Origin of the sequence: Pseudocolwellia sp. AS88, from assembly GCF_030551755.1 — a bacterium.
GTDB lineage: Bacteria > Pseudomonadota > Gammaproteobacteria > Enterobacterales > Alteromonadaceae > Pseudocolwellia.
The window spans coordinates 1-17,521 of the sequence record NZ_JAUPEC010000013.1; the positions used below are offsets into that span (position 1 = coordinate 1).

Annotated in this window: 15 protein-coding genes; 7 read left to right on the forward strand and 8 right to left on the reverse strand. The window is 34.2% G+C overall.

Annotated features, from left to right (window positions below; all coding sequences use genetic code 11):
• Positions 1-85: 85 nt before the first annotated feature.
• On the reverse strand, positions 86-1,468 hold the full coding sequence (cysS, locus tag Q5N69_RS10555) for a cysteine--tRNA ligase (protein WP_304368882.1): 1,383 nt from the start codon (positions 1,466-1,468) through the stop codon (positions 86-88).
• A gap of 211 nt (positions 1,469-1,679) precedes the next feature.
• Between cysS and Q5N69_RS10560 the strand changes: the two genes are divergently transcribed.
• The 3 genes from Q5N69_RS10560 to Q5N69_RS10570 all read left to right on the forward strand — a co-directional run bounded on the left by Q5N69_RS10560 (position 1,680) and on the right by Q5N69_RS10570 (position 4,120).
• Entirely contained in the window at positions 1,680-2,174 is a 495-nt protein-coding gene (locus tag Q5N69_RS10560) for a peptidylprolyl isomerase (RefSeq protein WP_304368883.1), read from the forward strand.
• 43 nt (positions 2,175-2,217) lie between these two features.
• Positions 2,218-2,958 carry a UDP-2,3-diacylglucosamine diphosphatase gene (gene lpxH / locus Q5N69_RS10565; protein ID WP_304368884.1) on the forward strand — a complete coding sequence of 247 codons (741 nt, stop codon included), beginning with the start codon at positions 2,218-2,220 and terminating at the stop codon, positions 2,956-2,958.
• A gap of 163 nt (positions 2,959-3,121) precedes the next feature.
• Positions 3,122-4,120, forward strand: coding sequence for a GGDEF domain-containing protein (locus Q5N69_RS10570; protein WP_304368885.1), 999 nt, complete (start codon positions 3,122-3,124; stop codon positions 4,118-4,120).
• A 354-nt stretch (positions 4,121-4,474) separates the two neighbouring features.
• On the opposite strand, the gene miaE is transcribed toward Q5N69_RS10570, so the two are convergent.
• From miaE to Q5N69_RS10585, 3 genes are all read right to left on the reverse strand, one after another.
• Positions 4,475-5,233: a tRNA isopentenyl-2-thiomethyl-A-37 hydroxylase MiaE gene (gene miaE, locus Q5N69_RS10575; RefSeq protein ID WP_304368886.1), complete on the reverse strand. Its 759-nt coding sequence runs from the start codon at positions 5,231-5,233 to the stop codon at positions 4,475-4,477.
• A gap of 90 nt (positions 5,234-5,323) precedes the next feature.
• Positions 5,324-6,616 (reverse strand): HAMP domain-containing sensor histidine kinase, encoded by a 1,293-nt coding sequence (locus tag Q5N69_RS10580; RefSeq protein WP_304368887.1) that lies wholly within the window; start codon positions 6,614-6,616, stop codon positions 5,324-5,326.
• Entirely contained in the window at positions 6,617-7,291 is a 675-nt protein-coding gene (locus Q5N69_RS10585) for a response regulator transcription factor (RefSeq protein ID WP_304368888.1), read from the reverse strand.
• A gap of 901 nt (positions 7,292-8,192) precedes the next feature.
• On the opposite strand from Q5N69_RS10585, the gene Q5N69_RS10590 reads away from it, so the two are divergent.
• Positions 8,193-9,644, forward strand: coding sequence for a catalase (locus Q5N69_RS10590; protein ID WP_304368889.1), 1,452 nt, complete (start codon positions 8,193-8,195; stop codon positions 9,642-9,644).
• 273 nt (positions 9,645-9,917) lie between these two features.
• On the opposite strand, the gene Q5N69_RS10595 is transcribed toward Q5N69_RS10590, so the two are convergent.
• Positions 9,918-10,811, reverse strand: a complete 894-nt coding sequence (locus Q5N69_RS10595; protein WP_304368890.1) for a DUF4437 domain-containing protein — start codon at positions 10,809-10,811, stop codon at positions 9,918-9,920.
• Positions 10,812-11,164: 353 nt separating this feature from the next.
• Here Q5N69_RS10595 and Q5N69_RS10600 point away from each other — a divergent pair, with 353 nt between their 5' ends.
• The gene (locus tag Q5N69_RS10600) at positions 11,165-12,028 is read left to right on the forward strand and encodes an NmrA family NAD(P)-binding protein (RefSeq protein ID WP_304368891.1); all 864 of its coding nucleotides are present in this window, start codon (positions 11,165-11,167) and stop codon (positions 12,026-12,028) included.
• Between the two features lie 153 nt (positions 12,029-12,181).
• Here the strand turns inward: Q5N69_RS10600 and leuD are convergent, their stop codons facing one another.
• Complete coding sequence (leuD, locus tag Q5N69_RS10605; RefSeq protein ID WP_304368892.1) at positions 12,182-12,796, reverse strand: 3-isopropylmalate dehydratase small subunit; 615 nt, start codon at positions 12,794-12,796, stop codon at positions 12,182-12,184.
• Positions 12,796-14,199 (reverse strand): 3-isopropylmalate dehydratase large subunit, encoded by a 1,404-nt coding sequence (locus Q5N69_RS10610; protein ID WP_304368893.1) that lies wholly within the window; start codon positions 14,197-14,199, stop codon positions 12,796-12,798. Before Q5N69_RS10610 ends, leuD begins: the two co-directional genes overlap by 1 nt.
• Positions 14,200-14,415: 216 nt before the next feature.
• On the opposite strand from Q5N69_RS10610, the gene Q5N69_RS10615 reads away from it, so the two are divergent.
• Entirely contained in the window at positions 14,416-15,090 is a 675-nt protein-coding gene (locus Q5N69_RS10615; RefSeq protein ID WP_304368894.1) for a hypothetical protein, read from the forward strand.
• Positions 15,091-15,194: 104 nt separating this feature from the next.
• Here Q5N69_RS10615 and Q5N69_RS10620 read toward each other — a convergent pair whose 3' ends face one another.
• Complete coding sequence (locus Q5N69_RS10620) at positions 15,195-15,905, reverse strand: Crp/Fnr family transcriptional regulator (protein ID WP_304368895.1); 711 nt, start codon at positions 15,903-15,905, stop codon at positions 15,195-15,197.
• Between the two features lie 727 nt (positions 15,906-16,632).
• On the opposite strand from Q5N69_RS10620, the gene Q5N69_RS10625 reads away from it, so the two are divergent.
• Complete coding sequence (locus Q5N69_RS10625; RefSeq protein WP_304368896.1) at positions 16,633-17,454, forward strand: aldo/keto reductase; 822 nt, start codon at positions 16,633-16,635, stop codon at positions 17,452-17,454.
• Positions 17,455-17,521 lie beyond the last annotated feature (67 nt).

The window sequence follows — 17,521 nt, forward strand, 5'->3', positions numbered from 1 at the left end:
CTAAATTTTATGCCTTGTAATTATCCATTTTTCCTCATGAAAAAGTAGATCACTTCATTAATCAAATTGGTATAATTAATTTAAACTACCCCTTACGCCAGGTGGTTTTACCTGCTGAATCTTCAAGTATGACATTCATGGCTTTAAGTTTGTCTCTTGCTTCATCTGCTAATGCCCAGTCTTTATTAGCACGCGCATCGTTACGTTGTTTAATTAACGCTTCAATTTCTTCAGCTTCAGAATCATTTGCAACACTACCTTTAAAGAACTCTTCTGGTGAGCTTTGTGCAATACCTAACACTTTACCTAATTCAATAAGAATATAAGCTAGCTCCCCTGCTTTGTTTGCATCTTGCTCTTTTATGCGGTTAATCTCTTTAGATAATTCAAAGATAACTGGCATAGCTTCTGGACAATTAAAGTCATCATCCATCGCTTTTTCAAAACGATTAACGTACTCATTACCAGCCAATTCTACTTTTACAGGTGTTACATCACGTAATGCCGTGTATAAACGCTCTAAGCTAGAACGTGCTTGCGTTAAGTTGTCTTGCGAGTAGTTTAATTGGCTACGATAATGACTCGATGTTAAAAAGAATCGCACGGTTTCAGCATCATACTCATCTAAGACACTACGTAATGTGAAAAAGTTGTTTAATGATTTAGACATTTTCTCTTTGTTAATTTGCACCATGCCGCCGTGCATCCAGTAATTAACATAAGGCGTATTGGTAGCACAGCACGATTGTGCGATTTCATTTTCATGATGTGGAAATTGTAGATCTGAACCACCACCATGAATATCAAAATGATCGCCTAAATGCTTTTGGTTCATGGCAGAACATTCAATATGCCATCCTGGTCGACCTTTACCCCAAGGTGAATCCCAGCTTGGCTCATCAGGTTTAGCCATTTTCCATAAAACAAAATCTAACGGACTTCTTTTAGCTTCATCAACATCAACACGAGAACCGGCTTGAAGCATATCAAGATTTTGCATACTCAACTGACCATAATCTTCGTATGTACTAACCTCAAACATCACGTCGCCATTTGAAGCAACATATGCATGACCTTTTTCAATAAGTGTAGAAACAAGGTTAATAATTTCAGGCATATGCCCTGTAACTGTTGGTGCAATATCAGGTCGCATGATATTTAAATCATCAAAGTCTTGATACATTTGAGCTGTCATTCGAGTTGTTAAAGACTCACAACTTTCGTTATTCTCAAGAGCGCGTTTAATAATTTTATCGTCAACGTCAGTAATATTACGAACATGCGTAAGTTCGTACCCAGAATACTTTAAGTAACGAGCAATAATATCAAAAGCCACATAAGTTCTAGCATGCCCTATATGGCATCGGTCATAAATGGTGATACCACAAACATACAAGCCAACCTTCCCTTCTGTGATAGGTTTAAAGATCTCTTTTTTTCGGCTAAGCGTATTAAAAATTTGCAGCATAACTATTTTGTATTCCTATTATTGTGCTTATAAAAATCTGTGTGGCACTTATTGAAGTTGGTTAATTGTATTTAAACAAAAAATCGAAGCGTAATTGTACATCAACATTTCTTTTGAATCATCAGATGGATAGATTTTAGCAGAGAAATAATTGAAATCTTGAGGTACAATCTCCACATTATAAATATCGTACAAATAGAGAGAACATATAGTGATTACTTTTAAAACAACATTAGGCGACATCAAAATCGCATTAGACTTTGATAAAGCCCCTGTTACAGCTAAAAACTTCCAACAATATGCTGAAGATGGCTTTTACAATGGCACTATTTTTCATCGCGTAATTAAAGGTTTTATGGCGCAAGGTGGTGGTTTTTCATCTGGCTTAGAAGAGAAAAGCACGAAAGAAACAATTAAAAACGAAGCAAACAATGGCGTAAGTAACACACGTTGTACTTTAGCAATGGCTCGTACACAAGACCCTCATTCAGCTTCTGCTCAATTTTTTATTAACCTAGTCGATAACACCTTTTTAGACTTCTCAAGCGAAACAGTTCAAGGTTGGGGTTACTGTGTTTTTGGTGAAGTAGTAGAAGGCATGGACATCGTAGATAAAATGACTTTAGTTGATACCGGTCGCTTAGGTCATCATGATGATGTTCCAAAAGAAGAAATTGTTATCACTGAAACCGTTATCGAAGAATAGTCGAAACTGAAATTTCGATTGAATAATTGGATTTAAATCTTTAGTGAAAAATAAAGAACAAGTCACTTACTTTATTGCTGACTTACATTTAGCAGAAAACAGGCCCGATATTACGGCCTGTTTTTTAGCTTTCATGAAAAATGACGCAATAAAAGCTGAAAAGCTTTACATCTTAGGTGACTTATTTGAAGTTTGGTTTGGTGATGATTACAAAACAGAACTTACTGAAGCGGTAATTAATGCGGTAAAAACATTAAATAGCTCAGGTACAAAGGTTTATTTTATTCACGGTAATAGAGATTTCTTGCTTGGTAATCATTACGCCAAACAAGCAAATATGATTTTATTACCTGAAAAACAATTGATCGACCTTTACGATGAAAAAGTATTACTTATGCATGGCGATACCCTTTGCACACGCGATGTTGATTATCAGAAGTTTAGAAAAAAATCACGAAGCTGGTGGTGGCAAGGTTTTATGAAAAGTCTTCCATTATGGTTAAGAAAGCGAATTGCAGATAACTATCGAGCAAAAAGCAAGCAAGCACAACAAACTAAATCTCTTGATATCATGGATGTTACAGAGTCTGAAGTTGTTAAAGACTTAGAAGAATATAATTGCCAGCTTATGATCCACGGTCATACCCACAGACCAAATATTCATAACCTAACAGCAAATAATGGCCCGGCTCAAAGAATTGTTTTAGGCGATTGGTATGAACAAGGTGCTTGGTTAAAGGTTACCCCTACAGAAAAAACACTGCTCAACACACACTTCAACTAAATTCACCTACTATATATATCATTTAAAAACATTTAGTTTGATAAGTATGCGAAAACATTGATAAACTCATTTACTTCAAGGAAGATAAATCAGTTTAGTTAAAATTCATTTTGGCTAAATATAAAATTGGATTTTGTTATTACTCATCTTTGAGGAAAAACAAGTGGTAGATCAAAATTTTAAAGTCGCAGTAAAACATGCACAACTCACTAATGAATTATTAAATAAACACCAGTTAGCACCAACACCGATTAATTATTCAGTTTTTTTTGTTTATGTTAAAGGCAGCAACTCCACTTTAACTAAACAATTAGAATTACTAGTAGAATCCAATCAAATTGATGATACTTCCATTAATGAGCTTTACGAATTACATGTTTCTCAAGTAACACAAATAGATGAAGAAATTTTATCACCTTTAAGTGAATCTATTGGCTTAGTTCTTGGTAAGTTACAACAACAGGTTAGTTCTGAAGAAGAAGCGGTAACTAACTTACAAAAGATAGATAAAGTCCTCGCCAAATCAAAACAAAACAGCTCATTACAACAGATTATTAATTACGTTCAAAATACAGTTAATGGCTCTGTTACTCAGCATAAAAGTTTGTCCCAAGATTTAACTAAAACCAATAATGAAATAAACGAATTAAAATCTAAATTAAGTGAAGCTAAGGAACAAGCTATTTCAGACCCATTAACTGGTTTCTTAAACCGAAGAGGTGGAGATGAAAAACTTGCTGAAATTGATATTGAAGATACACACACAACATTGATTATCGATATAGATCATTTTAAATCAATTAATGACAATTTTGGTCACCCTATTGGCGATAAAGTTATTCAAAAAGTCACTCAGTTAATCAGAAAACAGCTAACTGATGAAGATATTACAGTACGTTACGGTGGCGAAGAATTTGTTGTTGTGGCAGTAAATAAAGCCCTATATGAAGCTCAAGACATTGCCGAGAAGATAAGATTAGCTATTAGCCAATTAAAACTTAAGCAAAAAAACTCTGATAAATTTTTACCTAAAATCTCTGTTTCAATTGGTATTGCTGAAAATAAAAATGAAAAATATTGGCAAGACATTATAGAGCGTGCTGATAAAGCTCTTTATGAAGCCAAAAACTCAGGTAGAAACTGTATAAAAATTGCAGCTTAAACTTTATGAAATGAGTTAAGTTGAACTATAAGTGACGTTTTCAAAAGAGATCACGTCACATTTCTTGAAAACGTAAATCTAAAAATTCACACTAGTTTCTATCGTAATATATTTAACGAATGAAAAGTTAACCTCATCTAGAACATACCTGTAAGATTAAATAACCTGAGATCGGCTTAATATACTCTTCTCTAACAACTACGTTTAATTGCTCGATCGTTAAATTTACTTGCAATAGGCTAGCTATTGACGCGAAATTACCTTAAAGAAAGAAAAACTATCGAGCTAGAATATAAGTTAAATTTTATGAGTAATAATTTCAACGAATTAAAAACACCTTAAACCGAGTGCAGGTTAAATAGGCTTACCGCTATGAAACTTAAAATCAGCATCTTCAGAACAAATAAGCTCAGCTTCAACTTGTCCAAAGTATTCAACTTTATCCGTAATATCTTTCGCTGAAATAGACTGTGCTAAAGCCAAGTAGTCTTGATAATGCCTAGCTTCTGAGCGTAATAAAGAGATATAAAAATCACCTAATCGCTTATCTACATGAGGAGCGACTTTTGCAAAACGTTCACACGATCGCGCTTCAATATAAGCACCACAAATTAACTTATCAATTAACGTATCAGGTTCATGAGTTTTAACATGAGTTAACATACCTTTAGCATATCGACATGGTGTAATACTTTTATATTCAATGTTGTAATGTTCCATCATTTCTAATACTTGATAAAAATGATGTAATTCTTCTTTGATCAATAACACCATTTTATCAATAAGATCTTGTCCGTAAGGTGAATCTGATTTTGGAATAACAGATTTTGTGAGCTTATTTTTGGCTGCAAGATCACGCCAGTTACCTTCACGTTTATATATAAGTTGTTCAAAAGGCTGTAACCAGTCTAATAAGGCATGACCACTTGCTTTGTCCACGGCATACTTACGGATCAAAAACATCGCAGATTGCGCAGCTTTTAATTCGCAAATTAAATGGTCAATTAATAAAACATTTAAGTTTTCGGGTTTGATCGCTTCATCAATCCATTCTTGAGGGGTTTCACATTTTAAAAATGACAGTATGGGTGTTAATAATTCTGCAGTCGACATTCAACCAAACTCTTTAAACTTTACATTAGGTAATGCCTAATTTTATCATATTCATTGTGCTAGCTAGTCTAATTTTTATAATAAATTTGGTTAATTAAAAAATACTGAGACCTTGTAGCCATTATTTAGCTTTGTTGTTGTGTATTTCCAGCCAAACTGTTTTGTTAGCTTTTCAACTAACTGCATTCCTAAGCCAAACCCTAATTCTTTTTGTATAGATGTGTCACTTGTATTTATTGATTCTAAACCAGTTTCAATATTAGTTATCAACACTTCATTGCCTTTCTGAACAATATCAACAGTGCCTTGTTGTGTATGTTGAAATGCATTTCTAATAAGGTTATTAAGTACAATTAAACTAGGCACTAAGGCTAACTCAACCTCGCTATCATCAACCTTAATATTAACCTCTACAGATTTACCCATAAGTAAATACGACAATTCTGTTTGTGTGTTATTTAACAAAGTACCCAAGCTTGTTATTTCTCTGGGCATTTCAGCATTACCCTCACGACTTAACCAAAGCAAAGTTTCTGTCATGGACTTCATGGTTAAACTTGCTCTTTGAATACGGTCGCGTATCTTTCTCTCTCTTTCTGAAGGGTTAGGATTAACCTTTTCAAGCAATGCGCTATTACTTCTGAGTACAGCAATAGGAGTACGTAATTCATGGCTAGCGTAACTTAAAAAGGTTTGTTCACGTTCTACAGAATCTGCAACCGATCCTAAGTTTTCAAGAATAAGTTTTGCTAACGAGTTTAGTTCTTTAAATTTAAAATCAGGATGTGTTTGTTTAAGATCGTCAATGGTTAAGGTTTTAGACCATTTTTGTAATGACTGAACAGGCACTGTAATTTTTTTAAAAATAAGCAATAACACAAGCACAAAAATAATAAGACCTGATAAACCCAACAAAATAATAACCATAATGGGGTCTAAAAGAATGCCATCTTCATTGTGCTTTTTAATGATGTACTCTTGAAATTTTTCATTGAATTGAGAAACAAACACTCGTTGCCCATCCCTCTCATAAATAACAAGCGCATAAATTTCTTTTGGAGGAGCAATATAAATCCAATCAACAAATTTCGAATAATACACATTGCTTTCAGTTGATATATCTTCAAATTGCTTTTGAACAGGTTTAGGTACACGCTGCCAATCAGTGGTTACATGAAATTGCAAAACTGTTTGTTCTACTTTTCCTTGTTCTGGATATTTTTTAGCAACCTCTGTCATCAATTTTTCTGTCATTCGATCAAAAGAACCAAGGAATATATTGGCGCTTTGATATGAGAAAACCACGGCGATTAATAAAACTAAGCTGGTGAGAAAAACAAATGTATAAGTACGAATACTCGTTTGATTACCTAATATTTTCATTTATTGAATTACTCGAAGTACAAAACCAAAGCCAGGTTCATTTTCAATAGATAAGTTGGCATTTACAGAATTTAATTGTTTACGTAAATGGTGCAGATGAACTTTCAAACTATTACTATCAGGTTGTTCATCTCCCCATATTTCTTGCATCAAAATTTCTCGAGATACAGGGTTTGGAGTTTCACGCATTAACTTTTGTAATATCTTAAAGGTAATTGGTGTTAGTTTTAGTTGATTGCCAGCATAGGTAGCACTTCGACTTTGTGTGTTGAGCTCTAAATCACCTGTAGTTAATTTACTTATTTGACCACTTTTACGTGTGGATAATGCGATAACGCGTAAAAGTAATTCTTCAATCTCAAACGGTTTAACAAGATAATCGTCTGTTCCTGCCTTAAAGCCAGCGATTTTATCATCTAAGGTATCCCGCGCAGTTAACATTAAAATAGGTGTATCATTACCACTGCTTCGCACTTTTTGACAAACAGACAAACCATCTAACCTCGGTAAATTAAGGTCTAATAAAACGACTTGATAGCTATTTACTTCAAAAAGTGAAAGTCCCTGTAAGCCATTAGAAGCATGGTCACAAGATATTCCTTCTATTTCCAAGTAATCAACCACTGTAGTTGCTAAATCAATATCGTCTTCAACCAGTAATACATTAATGCTCATGCATTAACCTCTTTAATTTTATTAATCAGATTAACCAAGTTTTTCATTATCAGTAACTATGGTAATACAGCTATAGATGAATTGCTGTTACATGATAAAGCATGCTCGTTAAAAACGATAAAACTCATAATATAGATTAAGTCTAATTAAAGTTAGGTTAAGTGACGGTTAAGAGTCAGGATATTGAGAAAAGGAGTTTGATGCAGACCAAAGTAAAAATGATGTCATTATAAATCAGCTTATTTGGAAGGTAATTTATAATGACTGAGTACTAGTGCTTAGATTGACAATACTGATCACCGTAATAATTATTAGCGTAATTACAGTTAACTGATTTTGTACTATTTTTATTTGAATTAAATAATGATTTTATGCTGTTAAATAATGATTTCATTTTTCATCACCTTGTTTAGTTGAGATATAACTATTCTGCCCCACCACCAAAGTTCAGTAAAATCATATTAATCTATAACATCATTCTAAAAAAATGAACATAGTTTTTATACTCAACAAATCAATTTTAATAGTTCCGTCGTTTACCTATCTGCCTAGTATTACTCTCTCTTCTCTCACATCAGAATCATAATCCCTAAAAGAGATTCTTAAGTGTTTTTTTGAAAATTTACTATTATTAACACAAATTTCAAAAATGATATGTGGCAACTATTCAACATAGTGATAATATGATTATCGAAAGGTTAACTTAATAAGCCTGATAATTTGCCATAAGTGATATTAAAAATCATTTATAAACAAGTCGTTATAGCGACAGGAGCAAACTCACATTTGTTATTTAATTATATCATTGGGGGGAATAAGTTAGAGTGAAATATTTATTTAACTTAAACCTGGAATAATTAAATAATAATTTGGGAATAAAATACACACAGAGGATTTAAAAATGAGTAAAAAGTTAACTACCGCAGCAGGTTGTCCTGTCGCACACAATCAAAATGTTGAAACGGCAGGAAAACGAGGACCACAGTTATTACAAGATGTTTGGTTTCTTGAAAAACTTGCGCATTTTGATCGTGAAGTGATACCTGAACGTCGTATGCATGCTAAAGGATCTGGCGCCTACGGTACATTTACAGTAACTCATGACATTACTAAATATACAAAAGCAAAAATATTTTCTGAAATAGGTAAGAAAACAGACCTATTCACACGTTTCACAACGGTTGCAGGTGAGCGTGGCGCAGCAGATGCAGAGAGAGATATTCGAGGTTTTGCTATTAAATTTTACACTGAAGAAGGCAACTGGGATCTTGTTGGTAACAACACCCCTGTTTTCTTTTTAAGAGACCCACTTAAATTTCCAGATTTAAACCATGCTGTTAAGCGTGACCCAAGAACTAACATGCGTAGCGCAAAAAACAATTGGGATTTTTGGACATCATTACCTGAAGCTTTACACCAAATTACTATTGTAATGAGTGATCGTGGTATTCCTGAAACCTATCGCCATATGCATGGTTTTGGTAGCCACACATTTAGTTTTATTAACAGTGACAACGAACGTTATTGGGTTAAGTTTCACTTTAAATCTCAGCAAGGTATTAAAAACTTATCAGATGCTGAAGCTGAAGCTGTTGTAGGTAAAGATAGAGAAAGTCATCACCGCGACTTACTTGAAAGTATTGATAATAAAGACTTCCCTAAATGGAAAATGCAAGTTCAAATAATGCCTGAAGATGATGCTTCTAAAGTGCCTTATAATCCTTTCGATCTTACCAAAATTTGGCCTCATAAAGATTACCCGTTAATTGATGTTGGTGAATTAGAGCTAAACCGTAATCCTGAGAACTTCTTTGCTGAAGTAGAGCAATCAGCTTTTAACCCTGCAGCTGTAGTACCTGGCATCAGTTTCTCACCTGATAAAATGTTACAAGGTCGTTTATTTTCATATGGCGATGCACAACGTTATCGTTTAGGTGTTAACCATCATAGTATTCCTGTAAACGCGCCTCGTTGTCCGGTACATAGTTATCATCGTGATGGCGCAATGCGTGTTGACGGTAACCATGGCAGCACATTAGGTTATGAACCAAATGATCAAGGCGAATGGGCTGAACAGCCAGATTTTTCTGAGCCTCCACTAAGCTTAGATGGTGCTGCAGCACATTGGGACCATAGAGAAGACGAAGATTACTTCTCTCAACCTGGTGATTTGTTCAGATTAATGACACCTGAAAAACAAGCCATATTATTTGATAATACAGCACGTAATATTGATGGTGTACCAAAAGAAATTCAATTACGTCACTTAAGACACTGTTACAAAGCAGATCCAGCTTATGGTGAAGGAATTGGTAAATTATTAGGTATTGATGTAAGTGAGTTTAGTTCTTAATCTTGTAAATTAAATCCTACGTTATCTGATTAATTGATAGATAACGTTAACTAAAATCAGAATAACAAAAGCAGACAAAATTTAGTTTTATCTGCTTTTTTTTCATCTATGTTTTATTAAATCTTTTAAGTTCTCCATAAAGATCGCCAACATAAATATTTTTCAAAAATGATTAAATTAGAAATCCTTTGATAATTTTTCCCGCTTAAAACAAAAAAACCTCTATTTTCATAGAGGTTTTCATATTTAATATTAACTACATACTAAAAATCATTAGGTGTAGAAAGGGTCTTTCATAGGACCAGCAGACTTAGATCGTACAGGCTGCAATGGTGCTGGGTCTTGTGTACCTGGGTAGTCTGGTCCCCAGTTTACAGGATCACCATGCATTTCCATTCTTGCATTATCTGTATACCAATCCACTAAACGACCATCACAACGTAATAACCATGTAGCACCTTCAGGGCCAGCTTTAAAATCGCCATGACGAATTAGAGGTGGGCGATAAAAGTATATACCAGGCCATTGTGGACCAAAGTTAAAATCAAAACTTCCTTGCAACGTATATGCTTCTTCAGAACAAGGATGATGAGCTAGAGGATGTTCTACCCAATCAGCTTTTGCTTTAATTAAACGTGTATAGAAATCAGTTTTCTCATCTCTCCATAATAATTTAATAAATAAACCAGGAACAGGTGTTCCACCTGCAGAAAAGTCCATCGGGCTACCTATTTCAACAGGTATCCATTCCATTAAATTACTATGTTTAATAACAAGTTTTTGATCTTCACGTACGAAGTCTTTTTGCTTTGCACCAGCTTCAAACTCCCAGCCAGCAAACTCGCGGAAATAAAGAATTTCAGTACCTTCTTGTACTTCTAACGCCGGACATACAACTCCCGGAGGAGTACACCAATAACCGCCTTCAATAAGAATTTCGTCGCCAATTTTTACTTCGCCACTTAACACGAACCACTCAGTTTGCGCTTTGTGTACACCTTCAGGACGAGTCCAAAAAGATTCGAATTGTATTTTAGCTGAAACCGCACCATTTTCTTCATCATAAGAGAGGTTACGTTGCTTAGCACTACCAGCTGTAGCACCGACTAATTCAGATGGATGCCAAATCAGATCTTTTTCATCTATTTGTTCTACATGAGGACGCATATATTTTCCTATAATTATTATTTGGTAAAGTATGAACAAACTTTGACTGATACTTGATAACTCAACAATGACTTATGTCATGTTTATAAAATATTTTTGATTACGTCTAAAAATCGCTAAATACAATTTACTTTATCTACTGTATTAAAATTAAAAACCATCCTCAAATAAAAAACAAACCATTGAATAAAAACAAATAAAACCAAAAACAATGTATAAAACCAGGAATTTCACTCATCACTTGTTAAACCACTAAATGAAAATTTACATAAATCATGTTTTCTATCACGTGAAGACATTTAAATAAAATTAAGTATAATGACATCTCATTAATACAAATATTGAAGTTGATAATGATCTTAGTTTTTGGTGCAACAGGTAAAACAGGTAGCGAAATTATTAAAAAATTATTAGCCCGTAGCGCTTCAATCAGAGTTCTAATACGTGATGCTGATAAAGCAGCTTATTTTAAAGAAAAAGGTATTGATGTTGTTATAGGTGATGCTAATGATATTGCAGCAGTAACATTAGCATTAACAGGAGTAACAAAGGTTTACCTTGTACTTGCTAATAGTCAGCATCAACTTGAGCAAGAAAAACTTATTACCGATTGTGCAAAAAAGTCAGCGGTAAAATTATTAGTTAAACAATCATCTTTAGAAACCATGATTTATCCAAACAACCCTATCCCTAAAGCTCACCTTGAATCAGAACAATACATTAAAAGTTCAGGTCTTAACTGGGTAATTATACGCCCAACGTTCTTCAATCAAATGTTATTAATGTGTGCTTATAATATTAAAGCTAATGACACATTAATTTTCCCGATGGCAAACGGTTGTGTTGCCGCTACAGATGTTAGAGATGTAGCCGAAATAGCGGCTACAGTACTTACAGAGTCTGGTCATAACAATAAAACTTATGATATTTCTGGTACTGAATTTTTATCCTTTAACACCATCGCCGCTATTTTTTCAAAAATACTTAATCGACAGATTACTTATGTTAGCCAATCCCTTTCAGAATATAGAAAAATGTTAGAAACAAGACTTAATGACGAATGGCGTATTAATGCAGTTTGCGAAGAATTAAATAGTTTATCAACATGCTCTGTTAACTATGTTTCTCGCGATAATATACAAAGAATTTTAGGACGCCCAGCAAGATCAGTTGAGCAGTTTGTTGAAGACTATAAAGAAGCTTTCGTTAAAGAATAAAGAGAAAGAATAAGGGGATAAGTACCTTTGGCTAAATTTTAACTTCAACCGGAGTATAACCAAAGGTACTTAATTAAAACAGATTGATAAAGAGAGCTTAGCACTTACGCATTACCTTTAAACAAATATGTAATCACCATAAATATCTCATCATCAATAAAGCCAAGATCTTCTTTTAGAATATAAGCTTTCAAAGTTCACAATGTCAGCGCCCTGTCGCATGGTTACACCAATTTGATCTAAACCTTCTAACAGCATCTCTCTACAGCCTTTAGAGATAATAAAAGGATGCTTTTCACCTTTAACCGAGATTACAACTTTTTCTGCCAAATCGACTGTAACTTTGTCTTTTTGAGGGTCTTCAATTTGTGCCGCAAGTTCAACAATAACCTCATCGGGTAACACAACAGGCAAAATACCATTACGAGTACAGTTACCATAAAAAATAGCACCAAAACTTGATGCGATAATAACACGTATTCCGTACTCAGCTAAAGCCCATACCGCATGCTCTCGTGAAGAACCACAACCAAAGTTTTTACTCGATAATAAAATACTTGTGTTTTTATAGGCTTCTTTATTTAAAATAAAATCGGGATTAGGTGTTCTTCCTCCAGCTTCCGTATAACGCCAACCAGCAAATAAACCTTCACCTAAACCTTTTTTAGAAACTAGCTTCATTTCTCGAGATGGGATAATGGCATCAGTATCAATATTTGTTCTTAATAATGGTGCTGTTACACCTTGATGTGTCACCAGTTTCTTCATTATAAAAACTTCCTTGGGTCGGTAATTTTACCTGTAATAGCTGAAGCAGCCACCGTAATAGGGCTCGCTAAATGTGAACGAGTTTCAGGGCCTTGTCTGCCCTCGAAATTACGATTGGTACTGCTGATCACACGTTTTCGGAAACCAAAGTTCTCTCCTCCAGCAAAAAAGCACATAGAGCAACCAGGTTCACGCCATTCAAAACCAGCATCAATAAATATTTTATCTAAGCCCTCTTTCTCTGCCATACGTTTAACTTCTTTAGACCCTGGTACACAAATCGCGTTTACACCTTCAGCAACTTTACGGCCTTTCAGTATACCTGCAGCTTCACGTAAATCACTGATTCGACTATTAGTACAAGAACCAATAAAAGCAGCGTCAATCGATAAGCTTTCTATTAATTGCTCTGCATGCAGATCCATATACTGATAAGCCCGTGCATAACTTGCCTTTTCATTAGCATCGACAGTAAAGGGAATACTAGGAACATTATCGGTAACGCCACATGCGTGTTGTGGGCTTGTCCCCCAAGTAACAACTGGAGATAAATCATCACAAATAATGGTTATTTCTTTATCAAAAACTGCACCAGCATCTGTAGATAAGGTTGCCCAATATTTATTAGCTTCAAGCCATTTATCACCTGTTGGCGCATATTGTTTACCTTGTAGATATTCTATCGTTTTTTGATCGGGTGCGATCAATCCAGTAAAGGCAGAAAACTCAACAGCCATATTACATAAAGTTAAACGTGCTTCAATACTTAGGTTTTCAACCACTTCACCAGCAAATTCAATGGCACAACCAGAGCCACCTGCCGCTCCGTATTTAGAAATAAGGTGTAAAATTAAATCTTTTGCCGTTAATCCAGATGGTAATTTACCAGTAAAATTAACGCGCATTGTATTAGGTCGTTTTACTACTAGAGTATTCGTTGCCATAGCATGTTCAGCTTCACTAGAACCGACACCCCAAGCTAATGCGCCTAAAGCACCTTGTGAACAAGTGTGACTGTCAGGACAAATTAACGTACAACCTGGCTGAACTATGCCTAATTCAGGTGAAATAACATGAGCTATACCCTGCCAAGGATCTGTAATATCAAATAACTTTATCCCAGCAGCTTTACTAGCGGCACGCGTTGACTGAATAAATTGCTTTCCACCAGGAACTAAAGTTTCATCTGTTCTTCCTGTATGAGTATCAACAATATGATCCATAGTACAAAAAACTTTTTCAGGGTTTCTAACAACACGATCGTCGCTAGCTAAACTTTCCAGAGCAATAGATCCGGTACGTTCGTGGAGGAAAATTCTATCAATATAAAGTAGTGATACATTGTCTTCCAAGACGGCTACTTCATGATCTGTCCACAATTTATCAAATAATGTTTTTGCCATATTCGTTAACTCATCAAAAAACAAAACAACAATTGTTATAACTATATACGTTTATATCCTTTATTTCAATTTTGTTACTAAACTACTTATGTTGATACGTAAGCAATACCTGAAAAGTTTTAACTATTTTGAAGGCAATTGACATTTGTTAAAGCGGCTTATTGCTGCTTCAGATAATTTGACCCTATCTTATTCTTATAATTTTGTGAGAGATCAATGGTTGAATTAACTGTACTACGTTGGTTGCATATAGTTTGCATGGTTTATTGGCTTGGTGGTGAATGGGGAGTCTTTCAAACATCTTATAATATCGTTAACCGAAAATTATCGATGGAAGAAAGAAAACGTCATTTAGAAACCGCATATCGAATAGATATATTAGCTAGAACCGGCATTTTATTATTATTCCCTCTAGGTTTTCATATGGGGACATATTGGGGTGTACAACCTCATGGTGGTTGGGCTTTAGTAGCAAGTTGGAGTATTTTTACTGCTTGGGTATTATTATGTTGGTCTGCATTTTACTTTCGTGAAACAGATCGAGGTATTATGTTAACTAAAATAGATGAGCGTCTTAGATTTATTTTAATCCCTGTTATTATTATTTGCTCAGTTTCATCTTTGTTAGGTCATGGACCATTTGTAGCATTAGAAGGTATGCGCTGGTTCTCTGTGAAGATATTAATTTTCTCAGGACTATTGATGATAGGCTTATACCTTAGATTTATTATGCGTGAATGGACTACTGTGTTTAGACAACTAGCCATAAAACATGATGACGAATTAGAAGCTAAATTAGAAAAATCAATACGTACATCAAGATATATAGCTTACTTATATTGGGTTGGTATTCTTTCAGTTGCTTTCTTAGGTGCAACTAAACCTTTCTAAATATATATAACCTCACGTATTAAAAAGCCTTAACTTCAATGTGAAGTTAAGGCTTTTGTGTAAATCTAATCTTATTTCAAAATCACTTTACTTTAAAAGCAATATTATTCAACTTCACCTAAATCAGTTACACCATCTAAATCTTCAATTTTTAATATATGTGGTGAAGGAATACTAATTAAGCCTTCTTTTTTTAACTTGGCTAACGCTCTACTTACTGTCTCAACAGTTAAACCTAGGTAATCACCAATATCTTGTCGTGTCATAGGTAAGTGAATATAGTCAGGTGTTGCGCCAGGTAAGCGCTCTAACAATTGTAAAAATAAAAAGCATAATCTTTCTTCTGCCTTCTTTTGCCCTAAAATAAAAACCTGATCTAAAGCACGCGCTAATACATTAGCACCAATATCTGACACGTTTTTTTTAAGCTGAGGAATTGCTTCAGTTAACGCCGTAAACTCACTTCGCTTAAATGCATAAGCTTGCATTTCAGTTATACACTTCACACCATATTCAAAATGTTCAGATTGAGTTAAACCAACAAAATCACCTGGGAAAATAAACGCTAATACCTGCCTGTCGCCATTACTCGCAATACGCTCAATTAAAGCAATGCCGCTGGCAATATTAAACACTTGCAGTGCCGGAGAATACTGAGACAGTAAATACTGTTTTTCACTCAGTATTTTTATTTTTGACAAAGATGACAAACGATCTAATTCATCAGCTTTCAATTCTTTGAACAGCACATACTCACGGGTATGAGTCCCATTACCAGTTAAATCGGTTGGGTGAGTAATTAATGTACGGGGCATTAAACCCTCTCCTATAAGTATTTTTTAGAGTTTAGATTAAATATCTGATAAGTGATATCACATTTTAAATGGCATATTGATAGAACATTATATACAATCAATAATATACTTTGTCAAATATCAGTTCATATCGCATATATAACATACAAAATAAACATGGGAATTTTAGTGGGAAACCTAAGGTTGGAAATATTAAATTAAAAGTAAATCGTAGCCTATTTAAAAACAATTAGTCGTACTAATACTAATAAAAATACCCATTTAAATTTAGCCTAATGTAAATAGATTAATCATCTATATAAAAAGAACCAAACTAACAGGGATTTAGGATAATGATAAGTGAATATTATTTTCTTATTAACCAATTAAAAATTGTTTTTCATTAATAATATTCAGAGTATATTTGACCTATGAAAAAGCATACACAACACGCTCATGGTGAAACAGTAAAATATAAATAATTTTTGAAGCTCTAGATATTAGGTAATGATATTTATTAAGAGTGAAATAACAACCTGATTATTAAGGTCAAGTAACTAGCACTTGCCATTAATAAAATATATTTCATTAATGATCCTCAGCCTAACCCAATTTATTCGGCTAAAAAGATAAAATAAAAAACTGATGGATAACAATTTATCTAACTAAAAGGTCCTAGTTAGAACAACAAAACCATTAAATCAACTTTAGCTTAAACATTAACTAAATATGAATGAGTAATAAACTAATGACACAAAAATACATCACCATGCTGGATGGGAAAAAAATCCCTCAAATTGGTTTAGGCGTATGGCAAGCAACAAACGATGAAACTGAAAGAGCTGTAACCACTGCATTCGAAGCGGGTTATCGTTCTATAGATACGGCAACAGTTTATGAAAATGAAAAAGGTGTGGGCGCGGCAATTAAAAGTAGCGTATTAAACAGAAAAGAAATGTTTATCACTACTAAACTTTGGAACCCTGAACATAACAATGTTAGGGGAGCTATAAATAAAAGCTTAGAACTGCTTGAGCTCGACTATGTTGATTCTTATTTGATCCACTGGCCTGCGCCATCACAAAATTTATATGTTTCTGCTTGGGAAGAGCTTATTCGTGCCCAAGAAGATGGTTTAGTACGAAGCATAGGTGTGAGTAATTTCTTACCTGAACATATTGAACGCATCCTTAAAGAGACAGGTGTAAAACCTACTATTAATCAAATTGAGTTGCATCCATTACTTTCACAAAAAGAAATAACCCAATGGTGCACAAATCAAGGTATAAAAGTACAAGCTTGGAGCCCTCTTGCGCAAGGTGGTGAAGGTATATTTAAGCATAAAGACATTATCAAAATAGCCAATCACTATGGCAAGAGTCCAGCTCAAGTTGTTCTTCGTTGGCATATACAAAACAACATTATTGCTATTCCAAAATCGGTAACACCATCAAGAATTATCGAAAACTTTAATGTATTTGATTTTGAACTGACATTAGATGACTTAACGATTATTGATAACCTTAACCAAAATAAACGTTTAGGCCCGCATCCACTAGAGTTTGAATAAAGCAAAGTACTGACTGTAATTAATAAATACATGAGTAAGGTAAACCCAAAGATTACCTTACTAAAAT

Bases quoted from the DNA above. Each gene is read 5' to 3' on its own strand.
- Q5N69_RS10615 (WP_304368894.1), top strand. From the start codon at position 14,416: ATGGTTGAATTAACTGTACTACGTTGGTTGCATATAGTTTGCATGGTT.
- Q5N69_RS10625 (WP_304368896.1), top strand. From the start codon at position 16,633: ATGACACAAAAATACATCACCATGCTGGATGGGAAAAAAATCCCTCAA.
- miaE (WP_304368886.1), bottom strand. From the start codon at position 5,233: ATGTCGACTGCAGAATTATTAACACCCATACTGTCATTTTTAAAATGT.
- Q5N69_RS10610 (WP_304368893.1), bottom strand. From the start codon at position 14,199: ATGGCAAAAACATTATTTGATAAATTGTGGACAGATCATGAAGTAGCC.
- Q5N69_RS10595 (WP_304368890.1), bottom strand. From the start codon at position 10,811: ATGCGTCCTCATGTAGAACAAATAGATGAAAAAGATCTGATTTGGCAT.
- Q5N69_RS10620 (WP_304368895.1), bottom strand. From the start codon at position 15,905: ATGCCCCGTACATTAATTACTCACCCAACCGATTTAACTGGTAATGGG.
- cysS (WP_304368882.1), bottom strand. From the start codon at position 1,468: ATGCTGCAAATTTTTAATACGCTTAGCCGAAAAAAAGAGATCTTTAAA.
- Q5N69_RS10585 (WP_304368888.1), bottom strand. From the start codon at position 7,291: ATGAGCATTAATGTATTACTGGTTGAAGACGATATTGATTTAGCAACT.
- Q5N69_RS10590 (WP_304368889.1), top strand. From the start codon at position 8,193: ATGAGTAAAAAGTTAACTACCGCAGCAGGTTGTCCTGTCGCACACAAT.
- leuD (WP_304368892.1), bottom strand. From the start codon at position 12,796: ATGAAGAAACTGGTGACACATCAAGGTGTAACAGCACCATTATTAAGA.
- Q5N69_RS10580 (WP_304368887.1), bottom strand. From the start codon at position 6,616: ATGAAAATATTAGGTAATCAAACGAGTATTCGTACTTATACATTTGTT.
- Q5N69_RS10600 (WP_304368891.1), top strand. From the start codon at position 11,165: ATGATCTTAGTTTTTGGTGCAACAGGTAAAACAGGTAGCGAAATTATT.